Source organism: Enterococcus sp. AMC1157 (assembly GCF_058216555.1).
Genome location: NZ_CM177099.1, coordinates 1,240,560 through 1,258,613, shown reverse-complemented (window position 1 = coordinate 1,258,613; position 18,054 = coordinate 1,240,560). Strand labels below are relative to the sequence as shown.

Sequence of the window (18,054 nt, the reverse complement as noted above, 5' to 3'; positions counted from 1 at the left end):
TTATGAAATCAGCCAATGTAGCTGTATTTTGTAAGGTTTTTTAGTTTGTCTAAAAAACTTGATTCCGGTAATTTTTGCCCCAAAAAAGTAATTCTACAGTTCCACCGTTCGAAAAACGGAGAAAATCAAACGGTGGCGAGTCCCACTGTTCGAAAAACGGAGAAAATCAAACAGTGGCAAGTTCCACCGTTCGAAAAACGGGAAAAATCAAACAGTGGCAAGCTCCACCGTTCGAAAAACAGGAAAAATCAAACAGTGGCAAGCTCCACCGTTCGAAAAAGCAGGAAAATCAAACGGTGGCGAGTCCCACCGTTCGAAAAACGGAGAAAATCAAACAGTGGCAAGTTCCACCGTTCGAAAAACGGGAAAAATCAAACAGTGGCAAGCTCCACCGTTCGAAAAACAGGAAAAATCAAACAGTGGCAAGCTCCACCGTTCGAAAAAGCAGGAAAATCAAACGGTGGCGAGTCCCACCGTTCGAAAAAGAGAGAAAATCAAACAGTGGCAAGCTCCACCGTTCGAAAAACGGAGAAAATCAAACAGTGGCAAGCTCCACCGCTCGAAAAACGGAGAAAATCAAACAGTGGCAAGCTCCACCGTTCGAAAAAGAGAGAAAATCAAACAGTGGCAAGCTCCACTGTTCGAAAAACGGAGAAAATCAAACAGTGGCAAGCTCCACCGTTCGAAAAAAGGAAAAAATCAAACAGTGGCAAGCTCCACCGTTCGAAAAAAGGAGAAAATCAAACAGTGGCAAGCTCCACTGTTCGAAAAACCAAAAACGACCGTCGAATATTCGCAATCGACGGTCGTTTATTCTAATTTTCTAAAAAGGCATCGACTCGTTGTGTGATATTTTCTAAATCACTAATCGATAAATAGGTACAAATTTGAATAACATTTTTTGGAAGTGGTTGTTCTGTTCGAAATGATAAAGTACTGATAACTAAATCTGCCTTTTCGGGAGAAGGCACAAATTCAACGGTATATTTAGCTAAATGGTAATTGATTCTTTTTTCCATAAAGGATTGATGCAATTTGGTAACGTCTGATTGGACGAACAATTGAATTTTTGGATTAAAAACAGTTAAATCAAGCACTTTAATCGAATTCATTAAGGAAGAAAAGTGCATATATACCGAATTTCGAAAGAGAGGCGATTTAGCAGAAAGCTGTTTCCAGAATTGATTAAAGTGATTCAGATATTCTGGAAAATCCAATTCGAAATGTCGGTATTCTTTTACGCCAATCAAATCCATCAGAAGCTTGGTCATTGGAAAAAGAAACTGCAGTTGTAATTGCGCATCAAGGTAGGAGCTTAAATTTTCTTTTTCAGAGACACCTAGTAAAGGAACATTTTTTTCAAAGGTAGTTAACCAAAGAGCCACTTCTTTTTTGAAAATAGGGCTTGTTTTTTTCTTGACTAATTTTTCGGCACTGAAAATATCATTCACATAAATTGCTAATAAAAATAACTGCCAATCTCGTTGATTCCAATCGGTTAAAAAAGCTGGTTTTTCAACAAATTCATAAGCAGATAAAAATTCAGTTGCAGGGTCTTCCTCGGAAATTGAGAAATGATTTTCGATTCGTTGCATGGAGATATAAATAAAAGAACGGGCGTCAGACAAAGTATTTTTTTGTGGGACTAAATCTAAGTATGTAAGCAACTGACAGATAACTTCGAGACTAGGAAATATATCGGAATGCCAGGGAAGATTGTCAATTCCCTGATGAACAATATGAAAATAAAAGTGATAGAACAAACGAATCTTACTTTCTTCTCCGCGAAGGGACATATGTTCAGAGAGAGATATGTGCAAATCAAAAGTATTCAAGATTTGATTAAGCCGTTTTAATTTTCGTGAGAGAGTCGATCGAGAAATAAAGTACTCTTCACAAAAATCAGCAGTAGTTACCGATTTGTTTAAAAATAAGGCATATAAAATGTTGTAGGAGGAGCTATTGGAAAAAATCGCAGACGTTAATCGTTGCATATTAACGCCATTTCTTTGCAGTCTAACTCCTTCTCGTTTAGTAATCAATAAAGCCATTTCTTCGGTTTTATACAATTCTTCAATTTCTTTTTGGAGTTCTAAACAAAGAGATCGAATTAAATTGCCGTTACTGTTTTGCAATTCATCGCAAATTTGTCGCATAGAGATGAAGTCTACTTGGTTATTTAACAGTTCAATGAGTTGCATTTTTATAAACATAGTGGGAGTTTCATTCTTCATAATAAGTAGATGAAGGATATTTTAAAAAAAGTGCTGCCCTTCGAAAGTTTATGGACAATCATAATAATAAAATCACAAATGTTGGCAATTATCCAAGTGTTAAAAGACGAATAGTCAAAATCTTCTCTTTTTTTAATAATCCTCATCTTCCCTCCTTTCATAGTTTAACAAGTATTTTTTGTTAATAAAATAACTATTCAAACCTAAAAAAATACAATTGTGCAATTTGTATCAATCGATATTGATTTTACCATTATCTTGAGGGAAATATTCGGACAAATGTCACAATTTTAAAAATTATATCATAAAAAATGAGATTTCCATAATTAAAAAATGAGAGTATCTTCATAATAAGGGATCGAAAGAAACAAATTTTTTAGTCAGAACAGGAGCTGAATTCGATGAGTTTGATGAAAAAAGAAATAGGAACAGAGGAAAATAGACAGCCACTTCCTTCTATTCATGAAAAGCCGGCAGACAGTAAATTAATTTTGAATCGTTTATTCATATTGATTACCATTTCTTTTTGGTTGGTATATGTCTTATTTACTGTCTATAACTATATGACAAATGATTATAGCTTACGACGAATACTTGAGGTTACTCTTTATTTAATTATTGTTACGTCCCTTAATTTTTCAGCATTAGTCTACTTGATTTCTAGAGGTGGTGCTTTTCACCGGTTTAAACATCATGCACGTGTTCCTAGAGAAATTTTAGAAACTTATTTTACGAAAGAACAACCGTCGATTACTGTGTTGGTTCCGTCCTATGATGAAGAGGTTTCAGTGATTCGCAAAACCTTGCTTTCAGCTGCTTTACAAGAATATCCAGATATGCGAGTAGTTTTACTGTTAGATGATCAACCGATTCAAAAGACAGCAGAAGGTCGTCAAAAGCTAGCGGCATCAAAAGCTTTAACACATGAAATTATGATTTTATTGTCTGAACCAAAAAAACACTTTAATAAAGCAATAAAAAGTTTTGAAGAGCAACATGCTGAGATGCACACTGTCAATCGTTTAGGAATCGGTATCTTAGCTTCAGAATATGAATGGGCTGTTTCTTGGTTAGAACAAGTAGCCAATCAAGAAGTAGATGAGGATCATGTGGATGATTTCTTTATCAATCAAGTCTATCGAGAATTGGCGAAAGAATTGAAGTTGGTTTCAACTGCCCTGCATAAGGCAGTGGCTCAAGATATTGAATTACCTTACGAAAAAGTCCATCAATTATATCAACGATTAACTTGGATTTTTACTTGCGAAGTGGAATTTTTCCAACGCAAAGAATATGTTTCTCTTTCTCACGAAGCCAACAAAGCGATGAACTTAAATTCATATATTGGCTTGATGGGAGGGCAATACAAAATTAGTCGGATTCCCGCTGGAGAGGTGTTATTGCCAGTAGACGATCCAGCTGAAGCGGATTTAATCGTTCCGGATAGTGAGTTTTTATTGACGCTGGATGCCGATTCTATTTTATTAAGAGAATATTGCCTACGCTTGGTTTATTTATTGCAACAACAGGGCAATGAAAAAATTGCCGTAACACAGACACCTTATTCTTCGTTTAGAGGAACACCGACACGGATTGAACGAATTGCAGGTGCAACGACAGACATCCAACATATTCTGCATCAAGGGACGACTCATTTTGGGGCAACTTTTTGGGTAGGGGCAAATGCAGTCATTCGTAAAAAAGCCCTAGAAGATATTGTCGAAAAAGAGTTGGTTAATGGTTTTGATGTCTATCGTTATATTCAAGATAGAACAGTTATTGAAGATACAGAATCAAGTATCGATTTGGAAAAACACGGCTGGGAATTAGAAAATTATCCTGAAAGATTGAGCTATAGTGCTACACCGCCAGATTTCGGTTCATTGATTATTCAACGTCGTCGTTGGGCAAATGGCGGATTACTCATTTTACCAAAAATGTTTGCCACCATGCGTCAGCGTAAAAAAGCCGGAAAACCAATTAAATGGATGGAATTTTTCTTACGATTAAACTATATGGCATCAATCACTTGGGCGAGTTTTGGACTACTATTTTTACTTGCTTATCCTTTCGATAAAAAATTATCAAGCGTGCTCTTGTTCATTTCAGCCCTGCCGTATTTTACAGCGATGGCGAGTGATTTGAAATATTCAAGATACAAACGCACGGATGTTTTTCGAATTTATGGTTTCAATTTGATCTTATTGGTTGTTAACTTAGCAGGAGTATTAAAATCAATGCAACAAGCACTATCTGGTCACAAAATTCCTTTTGCAAGAACACCAAAAGTGAATGATCGGACAGGGGCACCTACCTTATATCTAGTCGCACCGATTGTGATTGTCGTCTTTTCAATTTTCACAGGCTATCATTCTTACTTAAACGATAGCTGGGGGAATGTTTTATTCGCCACTTTAAATACAATTACCACTATTTGGGCGTTTGTTTCTTATATCGGCGTTGGAAATTTCCTTGTCGATAGTTGGAATAACTTTGTTAACTGGCTATTTATTGAAGTCAAAATCAAAAATCAAATCCCTGAGTTAGTCGAAGAAGACAACGATTGGGAATCAGTTTTATATTATGGAACAGCTAGCGAGAAGATTCCTTTAGGGGTGCAATTACAAAATAGTGCCAATCAGCAACGAGAACTAAGTTATGAACATACGATAGACAAGGAGTGGGCAATAAGTGGACAAAACTACCAAATCTCAAAAAACAAAACGTAGAATTTCTATTCCCAGAGCCACTCTGCTATTAATTATTCTTATCGGAATCGTCACTATCTTTAGTTTTCGCCGAGAAGTCGTGGCTAAGTTTCAAAAATCAGACCATCAGCCTTGGTATGCTTCTTATGTCGATGCTACGCTGACCCCCTTATATGAATTTGAAAAATATGATCATAACGTTGTCTTATCTTTCATTGTTGCTTCTGAAGAAGATCCAGCAAAAGCTAGTTGGGGTGGTTATTATTCACTTGAAGAAGCCAGTGTTACTTTGGAATTAGATCGAAAAATTGCTCGCTTGCGTCAAAAAGGTGGGGAAGTGATTGTTTCCTTTGGCGGCTTATTAAATGATGAATTAGCTTTGCGTTATCTACAAGAGCCTGAAAAATTAGCAAAACAATACGAAGAAGTTATCGAACGGTATCAATTAAATACCATTGATCTTGATTTAGAAAATGAAGGACTAACTAGCCGAGAAGCTGGAAAGACGCGTGCCAAAGCGATTTACGATTTACAGACTAAACGCAAAAAATCCGGTGAAGATTTAGCAGTTTGGGTGACTTTACCAGTCATTTATAACGGCTTAACTACAGACGGAACTGATGCATTAAAGGAATTATTAGATGCCGGAGTAGACCTTGCAGGAGTTAATTTAATGACTATGAACTTTGGTCAAAGCCGAGATGTGGATAAAACGATGGCAGAAAATGCGATTCATGCACTAAAGAAAACTCATCGTCAGTTGCGAATTCTTTATGAACAACAGTCTGTTTTTTTAAGCGATGCAGTGCTTTGGAGCAAACTTGGAGCAACACCTATGATTGGACAAAATGATTTAGTCGGTGAAATCTTTACACTGGAAGATGCTGTAGCGTTAAACGAATTTGCCAATGATGTTCAGCTAGGTCGTTTATCTCTCTGGTCAGCCAACCGAGACCGAAAATCTCATCCTGATTATATTAACAGCAGCACGGTTTCTAACTATTACAGTGGAATCGAACAAAATGAATTAGAATTTACGACGATTTTAAGTCAAGGAATGACTGGGAAAATTTTTGAAAATGCAAAAATCGAAACCGTCTCTGATACCACAGCAGAAGAAATTCAAAAAGAGGACGACCCTGCAACGAGTCCTTATGAAATTTGGGATACGGAGAAAACGTATTTAGAAGGTACGAAAGTTGTTTGGCGTCGAAACGTTTACCAAGCCAAATGGTGGACCAAAGGGGACTTGCCAGATAGTCCAATTCTAAATGTCGATGATTCACCTTGGGAATTAATTGGTCCTGTATTGCCAGGAGAAAAACCAATTCCATTAGAAACTCTACCAAAGGGAACTTATCCAGAATGGAAAAGCGACGAAGTCTATGATCAAGGCGATCGCGTAATGATTGGTGATCAAGCCTTCGAAGCCAAATGGTGGACAGAAAAAGAAGACCCTCAATCAGCTTCTTTGGCCGATCCAGGTTTCTCATGGCGAACCTTAAGCCAAGAAGAAATTCGCGAACTACTAAAAGAAGAATAAAAACTCAAACGATGATTTGCTCAGGCAAGCATCGTTTGAGTTTTTTTTATATTGAAGCGATTGCTTTCGCAACAGGAGTTGATCCCGCTAAAATTTCAAATTCTTTACCGATCGAATGCTCATTTTCTAAACAACGTAAAATCACTTCAGCGACATCTTCACGAGAAATTTCTTCAATTGATTGTTGTTGTCCAACTTTAATCGTTCCGCTACCAGCTGTATTCGTCAAAATTCCCGGATGAATAATCGTCCAATCTAAATTCGTTCGATTTTTTAGCCAATCATCCGCATAGTGTTTGGCAATAGTGTAAATTTTTAAAGAAGCGTCCTCTTTAATCTGTTTAGCAATCACGTCTCGTCCCGTTTGGAAAGTACTAACCATAATAAATCGTTGAACGTTTGCCATTTCGGCAGCCGTCATAATCTTAATCGCGCCATCAAAATCAATCATCACTGTTTTATCTAAGCCACTACCAGCTGCTCCAGCACTAAAAACGACGGCATCAACATCCCTCATGGCTGTAGCAAAATCCTCAATCGAATCGTAGACGATATCTAATAGAACCGTTTCAATACCTCGAGCTTCAAAAAATCTCGCCTGCTCAGCATTACGAATCACTGCTTTTTCTTCAATACTTGGATGCTCCACAACAAAATTAGCAAAGTGTTTTGCCACGCCACCATTTGCTCCGACTACAAGTACTTTCATAAAGCCCCTTCTTTCTTTTGAATAGGTAGTTACTAATTATAAGTATAGCATATAAAAATATTTTTCTTACATTATCAATTATTGATTCACTTTCTTTTATTGATAAAGAACCTAATAAATATTGGAAGCGGTAACTAAAAACTTTATTATATTAAAATCTAAATTATTTTAGTCTTAAAAATATTGATATATAAGTGTTTATTAAGTGAATGATGAGAGAGTGTTAAGTTTTCTCACATAAAAGTGGTTTACTTGATTAAAAAAATGTGATAATATTCAGAAAATTAAATTAATGGAACGGTGGTTCGTTATGAGAACCACTTAGAGGGGGTGACCAAAATACTTAGTAGTGTGCAACTTTCATTACAGGTAATGAAGTCTTTTACATCTGATAAGCCCGTATGGGGAGTGAGAGAGTTGGCCAGAAGTCTGGATCAAAGTCATACCAAAATCTTTCGAATATTAGAAACAATGAAACAAGAAGGTTTTGCGATTCAAAATCCAGAAACAAAAAAGTATAGTTTGGGGATACCTTATATTGAATTAGGAAATGTTGCAAAAAAACAATTCAATATAGAAGAGGAGCTTCGTCCTTGTATGTTGGAATTACGTGATTTAGTCGATGAATCAATTTTCTTTACAGTTATTGATCAACGACGAGGTCGAACCTTAATTGCGGTCGATTCTCAGCAAGGGGTAAAATTTACGGCATTTGAAGGCAGTGTGGAACCTTTATACGCAGGAGCCTCTTATCGAGCTATCTTAGCTTATCAAGAAGAGAATTTCATTAGCGAAGTGTTATCAGAAAAAATGATTCGTTACACAGATAAAACAATCTTGGATAAAAATATTCATTATGAGAAATTAGCTGAAATCAGACAACAAGGATATGCAATTTCTTATGGTGAATATACGCAGGATGTTTGCGCGATAGCTTTTCCTATCGAAGATGCAAGTAGTGAAGTCAGAGCATCATTAACAATTTCCGGACCTAGTTACCGTATTTCAGAAACAAAGCAACAAGAGGCATTAAATTTTGGTAAAGTAACTCAAGAAAAAATTACTCATATCTTAAGACGCTCAGGTATTTATTTTTAGGAGGAAAACAAAAATGAAAAAAGGTTTAAAAAGATTGCTGCTAGGTGTTGCAGCAATGATGTTGTTGGCAGCATGTGGTGGAGGAACAGAATCAAGTGATGCAGGGGGTTCTACTACGCCAGACAGACCCTTTGTATATGTAGCTCAACAAGTTGTAGGGTCGATTGATCCAGCGAAAGTTATTGATGAAACTGAAATTATCGCTGCAGTAAATCTATACGATCCATTATTCTATCCAGATATTGAAAATAAAAAAATGGATCCAGTACCACATTTGGCTACTGAATATGATGTCTCTGAAGATGGTTTGGTTTACACTGTCAAATTGAGAGACGATGTTACTTTCCACTCAGGCAATCCATTTAGTGCGGATGACGTGGTTTACACAATGGAAAGAATGTTAGCAATTGGTCAAGGAAATGCTTGGTTATGGAACAATGTATTAAATACAGAAAACGTGAAGAAAATTGATGATTACACAGTTGAATTCACATTAAACAATGCTTATGCACCATTCATTTCATCAATGACTCAATTGTTTATTGTTGATAGCAAATTGTTACAAGAAAACACTCAAAACGATGATTATGGACAAGCCTATTTAGAAAATGCTGAAGCAGGTTCAGGTCCATACACATTAACAAATTGGGACCGTGAAGCACAACTAGATTACTCAGCTTACGAAGATTATTGGAAAGGCTGGGAGGATAATCAATTCAAAGAAGTTCAAATGAAGATTATCACTGAAGAAGCAACTGTAAAAACATTATTGGCTTCTGGTCAAGCAGACATGGTTCACCAATGGTTAAATATCGCTGCTTATCGTGAATTTGAAAGTAATGACCAAATCGTTGTCCAAAAAGATCCAAGTGCAAAATTACAACATATTCCAATGAATATGCAAAAAGCACCAACAGATGATGAAAATGTTCGTAAAGCGATCGCATCAGCTTTTAATTATGATTCTGCTAACAATGATATCTTAGGAGATTCTACACAAGCAGTAGGACCAGTCCCACTTGTTGTAAGTGGACATAATGATGATGTTACTGTATTTAGTCAAGATATTGAACAAGCAAAAGAATATCTAGCACAATCAAAATATGCTGGTGAAGAATTAACCGTAGATTTCATGGTAATGGGTGAAAATCCAGAACATCGTCAATATGGACAATTAGTTGCAGAAAACCTGTCACAAATTGGTATCACTGTAAATATCGTGAATGCAACTTGGCCACAAATTACTGAGGCTGCCACTTCAGTAGAAACAACACCAAACTTGACGTTGATTTCAGATTCATTAAAGTATCCTCACGTGGATAGCCATACGTATGGAATCTATCATCCATCTACACAAGGAAGCTTCCGTACAATGAGCTGGTACGATGATGAAGAAACAACAAATATCTTAGATGAAGCAAGAAGAGAAATTGACGAAATAAGACAATTGGAACTTTACGAAGAAGCGCAAGCAATCATTACTGAAAAAGCACCATCAATCTATGTAGCAAATGCAACACATAATGTTGCCCATGCATCTTATGTTGAAGGCTACACTTTTGTTGGTTTAATGGGTTATGATATTGCCTTTTACAATTTAAGTAGTAAATAGAAAGAATGGGACAGAAAGGTTTTTGTCAGTAGTTATTGACAGAAATTGCTCTGTCTCCCTTTCTTTAAGAGTTAGAAGGGGGAAAAATAGATGGGAAGATTTATAGGTAAGAGAGTACTAGGATTGATTCCGACGCTATTGGGATTAATTTTACTCATCTTTTTACTATCTAGAATTATGCCGGGAGATTCGGTTCGTCTGGCATTAGGACCAGAAGCGACACAAGAACAAATTTTAGAAATGGAAAATGCGTTAGGATTACATGATCCTTTGGTTGTCCAATTTTTTAACTATATCAAAGGATTATTTACTGGAAACATGGGATTGTCTTTACGTTCAGGTCGAAATGTTTGGCTAGATATCAAAGATACATTCCCTGCCACTTTTGAATTATCGTTAGTGGCTATGATTATTTCTGTTTTAGTAGGAATTCCTTTAGGGATCTATTCAGCAGTTAAAAACAACAAAATCTCAGATCATATTATCCGAGTGGTGTCATTATCAGGAATTGCGTTACCAAGATTTTGGTTGGCAATTTTATTACAATTAATTTTTGCTTATTGGCTACGTATTTTTCCTGTTATTGGAAGAGGGAATGTACCAGTAGCTAATATAACAGGTTTGAGATTATTCGATAGTCTAATCACAGGTAATTTTGCCGGCTTTACTGATAGCTTTGTGCATATCTTATTACCTGCGATTGCCTTATCAATTGCAACAGGGGCACAAATTATTCGAATGACGCGAACAAATATGATTGATCAAATGAATAAAGATTACGTATTGGCTGCTGAATCCTATGGTCTTCCTGAAAACTTAGTTTATCAACGTTACATGTTAAAAAATGCATTCATTTCTGTTTTAACAACGGTTGGAATGCAGTTTGGTTCATTAATCGGAAATGCCTTTTTAGTAGAAGCTGTATTTGGTTGGCCAGGAATGGCACAATACGCTATTCAGGGGATTATGTATAAAGACTACAATGCGATTATCGGAGTCACCTTAATTATTGGTTTATTCTTTGTCTTTATTAATGTGATTGTTGATCTGTTGTATGGATTCTTTGATCCAAAAATTAAGTTAGACGCGTAGAGAAAGGGAGGACATATATGGAAGCAAGTGTAAAAGAAAGAAAAGCTCCAGGTAAAATCCGTAAACTCCTAAAAAATAAACTGACTTTAGTAGGATTAATCATCGTTACTCTTGTTGTATTAGCAGCAGTATTTGCTGATTTTATTGCACCTTATCCTGATGATGTAACTGGGGCGATTGATTTTTCATTAATGAATCAAGCACCAAGCGGGGAGTTTCTTTTTGGAACCGATGAAGTTGGGAGAGATATTTTTAGTCGAGTATTGTTTGGCGCTCGCTATTCACTAGTTATGGGTGTTGTCGTATTAGTTGTTGCGATTGGGATTGGTGTACCATTAGGCTTGATTGCTGGTTTTTGGGGCGGGAAAGTGAATGCAGTAATTATGCGTTTAACAGATATTTTTCTTTCCATTCCATCAATTATTTTAGCGATGGCAGTAGCTGCGATTATGGAGCCTTCACTATTTAATTCGATGGTAGCTATCTCCTTTGGTTGGTGGCCGTGGTTTACTCGATTAGTTCAAGCAGAAACTTTAAAAATAAAAAATGAACAATTTATCTTAGCGTCAGAAGGTATTGGAGCAAGTAAGTGGCGAATTGCTTTTATCGAAATATTACCTAACTGTTTATCAACGATTATCGTTAAAGCATCAACAGATATTGGCTTTGTTATTTTGACTGGAGCTAGTTTGGGATTTTTAGGTTTAGGTGCCCAACCCCCTGCACCAGAATGGGGAACCATGGTGGCAGAAGGTCGAGTGTATTTACCAGCAATGTGGTGGCAAACAACCTTCCCAGGTTTAGCAATCTTAGTCACAGTACTTGGCTTTAACCTTTTGGGTGACGGATTACGGGACTTCTTTGACGTGAAAGTAGACTAGGAGGGATGAAGAAATGGAAGCAACCGAAAATTTATTAGAAATCAAAGACTTGTCCATTAGTTTTAAAAATGGACCAGAGGAAGTACCCACTCTGCATAATGTCAATATTTCTTTAAAGCCTGGCGAACTAGTAACGATTGTTGGAGAATCGGGTAGTGGTAAAACAATTACTGTACGTTCAATCCTAGGACTATTGAAAACACCGCCGACTATTTATACCGGAGGAAGTATTCTTTATAAAGGAAAAGATTTACTGAAAAATAAGAAAAAAGATTGGCGTGAAATTCGAGGAAACGAAATTTCGATGGTTTTCCAAGATCCGATGACTGCCTTAAATCCAGTCTTTACTGTGGGTCAACAAATGATGAATGTTTATTTGTATCAAGGAAAAAAACGAGCAGGAGGGCTATTTAATAAACCTTCAAAGGCAAAAAGAGCCGCTGCTCGTGCTAGAGCGATTGAATTATTGGATAAAATGAGCTTGCCGGATCCAGAGGGTTTGCTAGAACGTTATCCCTTTGAACTAAGTGGTGGGATGCGCCAGCGAATTGTTATCGCTTTGGCCTTAGTGCATACGCCCAAGTTATTAATTGCTGATGAACCAGGAACCGCTTTGGATGTGACGGTCCAAAACAGCATCAACAAAGAATTGCAACGTTTAGTTAAAGACGAAGGAATTTCTATGTTATATATTACCCATAATTTAGGTGTAGCCAAGGAGATGGGTGAACGAACGTATGTCATGCAATATGGCAAAGTAGTGGAAGAAGGAACGACAGAAGAAGTTTTCTTAAGACCACAAGAAGAATATACCAAGAGTTTATTGGCTGCTTTACCAAAACTTGCGTAGAAAGGAGGCAAATCAATGGAGAACTTACCAATTTTAGAAGCATTTGGCTTAACCAAAGAATTTGTTGTAAAAGGCAAAGGTCGTAATGAAAAAAAGATTGTACATGCCGTTAATGAAATATCGTTTTCGATGCAAAGAGGGAAAACCTTAGCTGTTGTAGGTGAGTCAGGAAGTGGAAAAACAACTCTTGCTAAAATGATTATGCGTTTTGAAGATATCACTGCAGGAGAAATTCAGTTTAATGGGACTGACATCAGTCAAATTAAAGGGAAAAATAGTATCAAACAATTTCGTAAACAAATTCAAATGGTACATCAAGATCCAACTTCTTCATTAAATCCTAGCAAAACGATTCGTCAAATTATTGAAGAACCTTTAATTGTTCATCAGTATGGGGATGCCAAAGCTCGCTTAGCTAAAGTGGAAGAATTGATTCAAGTAGTAGAATTACCAATGTCTTTCCTAGATCGTTATCCACATACACTAAGTGGCGGACAAAAACAACGAGTAGGCATTGCCAGAGCAATTGCTTTGGATTCAGAGTTAATTATTCTAGATGAGCCGACTTCAGCATTGGATGTATCGGTTCAAGCAAAGATAATTCGTTTATTGGAAGATTTACAGGAAAGATATGAACTATCGTATCTATTTATTACTCATGATTTAGCCTTAGTTAAAAATTTTGCAGACGATGTTATCGTGATGCAATTAGGAAATTTAGTTGAACAAGGTAGTGTAGATGATATTTTCTATCATGCAAAAGAAGACTATACAAAAAAATTATTAAAATCAATTCCAGTAGTTGAACCTGCTGAACAAGCTTATTTAGACAGTATTGTCATTTAACAAATAGGGGAGACATAAAGACTAGTTTATGTCTGAATGAGGAGGACAAAATGACTTTAAAAATAGACGAATCCAAAATTGAAGCACTAGCAATTGGCGGTTTAGTATTAGGTGGAGGTGGTGGAGGCGGCATGGCTCACGGTATCGAAAATGCTATGCTTTCATTAGCTGACGGTCATCAACCTGAAGTAATTGCAGTTGAAGATTTACCTGAAGGAGCTACGGTATTAACTATTTCAGCTGTAGGAGCTCCTTCATCAACAGAACAATATGTAGTAGCAGAAGACTATGTAAAAATTATTGAATTGCTGGAAAAAAATTATGATTTAAAAGTGGATGCTTTGATTACCAATGAAATGGGTGGGGGCTCTAGCTTCAACGCGTTCATTCCAGCCGCTTTAAAAGGCATTCCAATGGTGGATGCTTCTTGTAATGGGCGGGCACATCCATTAGGAACAATGGGTGCGATGGGTTTAGCTGAAACAACAGGTTATGTAACACAACAATCTGCTGTCGGAGGCAATCCAGAAACCAATAAAAATGTCGAAATTGTCACTCAAGGATCAGTGAATGCGACATCTACGTTGGTTCGACAAGCTGCTGTTGAAGCAGGAGGTTTAGTAGTAGTTGCAAGAAATCCAGTAAGCAAAGAATTTATTTTGGAAAATGCAGCCTTAGGAACCTTGAGTCAATCTTTTGAAGTGGGAGCAGCTCATTTAGCAGGTGAAACACCCAAAGAAAAAGTAGAAAACGTTGCGAACTATTTAGGTGGAACAATCATTTGCCAAGGGAAAGTTGAGGATTTTGACTTAACAATGGCCGGTGGATTGGACGAAGGTAAATTCACTATCCAAGATCAAGATGAATACACACTTTATATTTGGAATGAATACATGGCGCTAGATAAAAATGGCGAACGTCAAAATACATTCCCTGATTTATTAATGTCTTTTGATCAAGAAACAGGCTTACCGATTACTACCGCAGAATTGCAAGAAGGACAAGAAATTTTTGTTCTACAAGTTCCTCACCAAAAATTAAATTTAGGTGCAGGTATGTACGAAGCTTCTGGATACGAACGAATCGAACAAGTTTTAAACATTGAGATTTTACCTTACGTTCAAGAAATTCTAAAAAGAGGCTAGGTGATCGCAATGAAAAAAACAGTCTTTATAACGATTGGTGAAGCACCAAGAAATGATATTGCAGATTCTTTTGATTTTTTCTTTAAAGACAATCCACAAGTCAGTCAAGATGGTGTACTGAATGGCTTAAGTGTTGTGGAAGCAGGGGAACAACTTACTCCTGAAGGCAGTGAAGAAATCGTTGTCAGTACTTTTTGTAACGGGCAAGGAATACAAATGTCCAAAAGAAAAGTTGAAACAAAGCTACAGCAAAAAATTGAACAACTGGAAAATCAAGGTGTAGAAGTAATCGTCATTTTCTGTACGGCTGAATTTCACAACTTGAAAACAAAAAAAGCAGTTTTGGTGGAACCAGAGCGGATTTTATTGCCATATATCCAACAAAAGTTTGCTGATCAAAAATTAGGCGTGATTTTACCCTTACCAGATCAATTAGTACCTGCCAAACAAAAATGGCAAACAAATCAGTTGAATCCAGTCTTTACAGACGCCTCGCCCTATGATTTTTCTGAAGAACAATTTACCAAAGCCGGAGAATTGTTGAAAGAAGCTAAGGTAAATGCCATCATTTTGGACTGTATGGGTTATAGCCAATATATGCGAGAATTTATCAACAAAGTAACGCAATTACCAGTTTTTCAAAGTAATGAACTTTTATTTGAATATGTAAAAGATACTTTTGTTAAGTAAAAAATTGAAGGAGGAAGAACATGTTAAAACAAGTAATCGAAATAATTGATTTATTAGATGATCCTAAAATTACTGGAGAGCAAGCAATTGCTGCTTTTCAAGGAATCGAAGGGATTACTGCAACTAGTACTACTCTTGAAGGAGCGGAGGGCTCTACGGATTTTGTCAAAGTAGTCATCGAAGGAAGCGACGGAAAATCTAAAGGTGGTAAAGCTCCAACCTTAGGAATTATCGGTCGTTTAGGCGGGATTGCTGCTCATCCAAGTCGTAAAGGCTTAGTATCCGATGCAGATGGCGCGATTGGTGCATTAGCTTCTGCGTTGAAATTGACAGACATGTTCAAGAAAGGCAATCAATTGGAAGGGGACATTATCGTAACTACCCACATTTGCCCTAATGCACCAACACAACCCCATGAACCAGTGGACTTCATGGGATCTCCCGTTGAAATGACGGATATGAATGAATATGAAATTGTTCCCGAAATGGATGCGATTCTGTCTATTGATGCAACCAAAGGAAACAACATTATCAATCATCGAGGATTTGCTATTTCTCCGACAGTTAAAGAAGGCTACATCTTACGAATTTCAGATGATTTGGTTCGCTTGATGAGCATGACAACCGGTCAATTACCAGTGACCTTCCCAATTACCATGCAAGACATCACACCATATGGTAATGATGTGTATCATATTAACAGTATTTTACAACCAGCGACCGCAACGAGTGCGCCTGTTGTAGGTGTAGCATTAACTGCTGAATCGGCAGTTCCTGGCTGTGGTACAGGTGCTAATCATGATGTAGACATCGCTAGTGCCGTTCGCTTTGTTGTTGAAGTAGCTAAAGAATTTGTACAAGAAAAATGCCATTTCTATGACTCAAAAGAATTTGCTCATTTAGAAGAACTTTATGGAAAAATGACGATTCTACAAACAATGGGTAAAGAATAATTTTAAATTAGTTAAAAAACATCGATTGAAAAGACCAATTCCCCCGGTATTTTCAATCGTTTTTTTATTAAATCAATTTTGAAAAATAGTGCAGATTTGCAACAATCACATAATTCACGGTTTTATTCTTAAGATGACATTATTTTAAAATAAGACAATCATTCCTTTTATCAAATAATGTGTCTTGACACATGACATTTTTATCGGTAGAATAAGAGCAGTTTCAAGTGTCATGACACATTATCTAGGAGGATATTATGAGAAAAAATTCAGTACGTATTTTAACAATTACCGCACTTTTAATAGCAATGGGCGTTGTGATTCCAATGGTTATGCCCCGAATTGTTATTGGACCAGCATCATTTACACTAGCCAGTCACGTGCCACTTTTTGCGGCGATGTTTTTTTCACCAAAAGTAGCGATTGCGGTGGCATTAGGGACCGCTTTTGGATTTGTGATGACTTCACCATTCATCATCGCTTTACGGGCATTGTCTCACTTAATTTTTGCTATTATTGGAGCCAGTTATTTACAAAAAAATCCGGAGATTGTTTTAAGTCAGAAGAAATTCCAAATCTATAATATTTGGTTAGGCTTGATCCATTCAGTTGTAGAAATGTTAGTTGTCGTTGGTTTTATTTTGGCAGGAAATGAAGTTGGCACAAATTATGACGGGAACATTTTAGTATTCCTATTTGTCTTTATGGGAATTGGCGGTTGGGTTCATAGTATTATCGATTACAACTTAGCCATGTTAGTAATGAAACCATTAAGTAAAAGCTTCTCAATTCCCGTATTTACCAAAGCGAAAGACTTAGAAAAATAACAAATTGTGAAATGATTTGATTGTGTTAATGAAAGTCCTGTGCTATATTCAAGACGTAGGCGAGAGCTTATAATAAAACAGAGTAGAGAATAAAGCGTTAAGTGCCGAAAGGATGGGATGTTGCCTTTTGGACGAAGGATGAAAGTCCGCGGTTTTATTTTCGCATTCGCTGCATAGTTAGTTGTGTAGCAACTCTATTAGGAGATGCTAGAAATGAAGAAAAAAATCAATACTCACATGATTACGGTCATGGGACTTTTGATTGCTTTAATCGTGGTTTTATCCAATATTTTAGCAATCGAAACACAATTGTTGAAAGTCACTTTTGAGTTTATTCCCAAAATGGTGATGGGCATGCTATTCGGCCCGTTTTGGACAGCCATTGGAGCAGTGCTGGCCGATTTAATCGGGAATACCATGTTTGCCAAAGCCCCATTTTTCATCGGCTTTACTTTAAATAAAGCGATTGAGGGCATGATCTACGGTTACTTTTTCTTTAACAAAAAAGTCACTTGGAAAAATACAATCTTAAGCACCTTGCTGATTACGTTAATCATTCAACTTTGCTTAACACCAATTTGGTTGTCGATTATGTATAACATTCCATTAAATTCGTGGGAAATTTGGAGCGTCCGCTTAGTCAAATCCGCACTAATGCTACCAATCCAATCCATCATCATGTATGTCATTGGAAATGCAATTCCACTAAAACAATTAACCAAAAACATGAAATTCTCAGCGTAAAATCAGATAAATTGAACATCCAGGAAGACTGTCTTGCGGCAGTCTTTTTTTGTTTGGAAAAAAGGGGAAATCAGCTTCTGTTCGAAAAACGGCAAAAATGAAACATAAACCGCAACTTTTGT

The 18,054-nt window shown here is 36.8% G+C and carries 16 protein-coding genes and 1 riboswitch; of the genes, 14 read left to right on the top strand and 2 right to left on the bottom strand.

Annotation, left to right across the window (positions count from 1 at the left end):
• The first annotated feature begins 45 nt into the window (after positions 1-45).
• Positions 46-819: a hypothetical protein gene (locus AC4BBX_RS06160; protein ID WP_490455560.1), complete on the top strand. Its 774-nt coding sequence runs from the start codon at positions 46-48 to the stop codon at positions 817-819.
• On the opposite strand, the gene AC4BBX_RS06155 is transcribed toward AC4BBX_RS06160, so the two are convergent.
• On the bottom strand, positions 816-2,213 hold the full coding sequence (locus AC4BBX_RS06155) for a helix-turn-helix domain-containing protein (RefSeq protein ID WP_490455559.1): 1,398 nt from the start codon (positions 2,211-2,213) through the stop codon (positions 816-818). The two genes, AC4BBX_RS06160 and AC4BBX_RS06155, sit on opposite strands and share 4 nt — an antisense overlap.
• A 422-nt stretch (positions 2,214-2,635) precedes the next feature.
• On the opposite strand from AC4BBX_RS06155, the gene AC4BBX_RS06150 reads away from it, so the two are divergent.
• Positions 2,636-4,963: a glycosyltransferase family 2 protein gene (locus tag AC4BBX_RS06150; protein WP_490455558.1), complete on the top strand. Its 2,328-nt coding sequence runs from the start codon at positions 2,636-2,638 to the stop codon at positions 4,961-4,963.
• Positions 4,926-6,485, top strand: coding sequence for a chitinase (locus AC4BBX_RS06145; protein WP_490455557.1), 1,560 nt, complete (start codon positions 4,926-4,928; stop codon positions 6,483-6,485). The genes AC4BBX_RS06150 and AC4BBX_RS06145 overlap by 38 nt, the downstream gene beginning before the upstream one ends.
• A 46-nt stretch (positions 6,486-6,531) precedes the next feature.
• On the opposite strand, the gene AC4BBX_RS06140 is transcribed toward AC4BBX_RS06145, so the two are convergent.
• A complete protein-coding gene (locus tag AC4BBX_RS06140; RefSeq protein WP_490455556.1) occupies positions 6,532-7,194 on the bottom strand; it encodes an SDR family oxidoreductase in 663 nt (220 codons plus the stop codon).
• A gap of 372 nt (positions 7,195-7,566) precedes the next feature.
• Here AC4BBX_RS06140 and AC4BBX_RS06135 point away from each other — a divergent pair, with 372 nt between their 5' ends.
• The 11 genes from AC4BBX_RS06135 (at position 7,567) to AC4BBX_RS06085 (ending at position 17,932) form a co-directional block, all read left to right on the top strand.
• Positions 7,567-8,292, top strand: a complete 726-nt coding sequence (locus tag AC4BBX_RS06135; protein WP_490455773.1) for an IclR family transcriptional regulator — start codon at positions 7,567-7,569, stop codon at positions 8,290-8,292.
• A gap of 13 nt (positions 8,293-8,305) precedes the next feature.
• Positions 8,306-9,904, top strand: coding sequence for an ABC transporter substrate-binding protein (locus AC4BBX_RS06130; RefSeq protein WP_490455555.1), 1,599 nt, complete (start codon positions 8,306-8,308; stop codon positions 9,902-9,904).
• A gap of 90 nt (positions 9,905-9,994) precedes the next feature.
• Positions 9,995-10,996 (top strand): ABC transporter permease, encoded by a 1,002-nt coding sequence (locus AC4BBX_RS06125; protein WP_490455554.1) that lies wholly within the window; start codon positions 9,995-9,997, stop codon positions 10,994-10,996.
• A 17-nt stretch (positions 10,997-11,013) separates the two neighbouring features.
• A complete protein-coding gene (locus AC4BBX_RS06120; protein WP_490455553.1) occupies positions 11,014-11,877 on the top strand; it encodes an ABC transporter permease in 864 nt (287 codons plus the stop codon).
• A gap of 13 nt (positions 11,878-11,890) precedes the next feature.
• Positions 11,891-12,727: an ABC transporter ATP-binding protein gene (locus AC4BBX_RS06115; protein ID WP_490455552.1), complete on the top strand. Its 837-nt coding sequence runs from the start codon at positions 11,891-11,893 to the stop codon at positions 12,725-12,727.
• Between the two features lie 15 nt (positions 12,728-12,742).
• The gene (locus AC4BBX_RS06110) at positions 12,743-13,573 is read left to right on the top strand and encodes an ATP-binding cassette domain-containing protein (RefSeq protein WP_490455551.1); all 831 of its coding nucleotides are present in this window, start codon (positions 12,743-12,745) and stop codon (positions 13,571-13,573) included.
• Positions 13,574-13,623: 50 nt separating this feature from the next.
• Entirely contained in the window at positions 13,624-14,718 is a 1,095-nt protein-coding gene (locus tag AC4BBX_RS06105; RefSeq protein WP_490455550.1) for an S-methyl thiohydantoin desulfurase family protein, read from the top strand.
• A gap of 9 nt (positions 14,719-14,727) precedes the next feature.
• Positions 14,728-15,408 carry an AroM family protein gene (locus AC4BBX_RS06100; protein ID WP_490455549.1) on the top strand — a complete coding sequence of 227 codons (681 nt, stop codon included), beginning with the start codon at positions 14,728-14,730 and terminating at the stop codon, positions 15,406-15,408.
• Positions 15,409-15,428: 20 nt separating this feature from the next.
• Entirely contained in the window at positions 15,429-16,361 is a 933-nt protein-coding gene (locus tag AC4BBX_RS06095) for a DUF1177 domain-containing protein (protein WP_490455548.1), read from the top strand.
• A 257-nt stretch (positions 16,362-16,618) separates the two neighbouring features.
• Complete coding sequence (locus AC4BBX_RS06090) at positions 16,619-17,188, top strand: hypothetical protein (RefSeq protein WP_490455547.1); 570 nt, start codon at positions 16,619-16,621, stop codon at positions 17,186-17,188.
• A 76-nt stretch (positions 17,189-17,264) separates the two neighbouring features.
• Positions 17,265-17,362: riboswitch (THF riboswitch) on the top strand.
• 30 nt (positions 17,363-17,392) lie between these two features.
• Positions 17,393-17,932, top strand: coding sequence for a folate family ECF transporter S component (locus tag AC4BBX_RS06085; protein ID WP_490455546.1), 540 nt, complete (start codon positions 17,393-17,395; stop codon positions 17,930-17,932).
• The last annotated feature ends 122 nt before the right edge of the window (positions 17,933-18,054 follow it).

Excerpts from the sequence above, each read along its gene's own strand:
- AC4BBX_RS06155 (WP_490455559.1), bottom strand. The coding sequence starts at position 2,213 with ATGTTTATAAAAATGCAACTCATTGAACTGTTAAATAACCAAGTAGAC.
- AC4BBX_RS06135 (WP_490455773.1), top strand. The coding sequence starts at position 7,567 with ATGAAGTCTTTTACATCTGATAAGCCCGTATGGGGAGTGAGAGAGTTG.
- AC4BBX_RS06095 (WP_490455548.1), top strand. The coding sequence starts at position 15,429 with ATGTTAAAACAAGTAATCGAAATAATTGATTTATTAGATGATCCTAAA.
- AC4BBX_RS06085 (WP_490455546.1), top strand. The coding sequence starts at position 17,393 with ATGCTAGAAATGAAGAAAAAAATCAATACTCACATGATTACGGTCATG.
- AC4BBX_RS06150 (WP_490455558.1), top strand. The coding sequence starts at position 2,636 with ATGAGTTTGATGAAAAAAGAAATAGGAACAGAGGAAAATAGACAGCCA.
- AC4BBX_RS06140 (WP_490455556.1), bottom strand. The coding sequence starts at position 7,194 with ATGAAAGTACTTGTAGTCGGAGCAAATGGTGGCGTGGCAAAACACTTT.
- AC4BBX_RS06120 (WP_490455553.1), top strand. The coding sequence starts at position 11,014 with ATGGAAGCAAGTGTAAAAGAAAGAAAAGCTCCAGGTAAAATCCGTAAA.
- AC4BBX_RS06090 (WP_490455547.1), top strand. The coding sequence starts at position 16,619 with ATGAGAAAAAATTCAGTACGTATTTTAACAATTACCGCACTTTTAATA.
- AC4BBX_RS06125 (WP_490455554.1), top strand. The coding sequence starts at position 9,995 with ATGGGAAGATTTATAGGTAAGAGAGTACTAGGATTGATTCCGACGCTA.
- AC4BBX_RS06110 (WP_490455551.1), top strand. The coding sequence starts at position 12,743 with ATGGAGAACTTACCAATTTTAGAAGCATTTGGCTTAACCAAAGAATTT.
- AC4BBX_RS06100 (WP_490455549.1), top strand. The coding sequence starts at position 14,728 with ATGAAAAAAACAGTCTTTATAACGATTGGTGAAGCACCAAGAAATGAT.
- AC4BBX_RS06105 (WP_490455550.1), top strand. The coding sequence starts at position 13,624 with ATGACTTTAAAAATAGACGAATCCAAAATTGAAGCACTAGCAATTGGC.
- AC4BBX_RS06130 (WP_490455555.1), top strand. The coding sequence starts at position 8,306 with ATGAAAAAAGGTTTAAAAAGATTGCTGCTAGGTGTTGCAGCAATGATG.
- AC4BBX_RS06115 (WP_490455552.1), top strand. The coding sequence starts at position 11,891 with ATGGAAGCAACCGAAAATTTATTAGAAATCAAAGACTTGTCCATTAGT.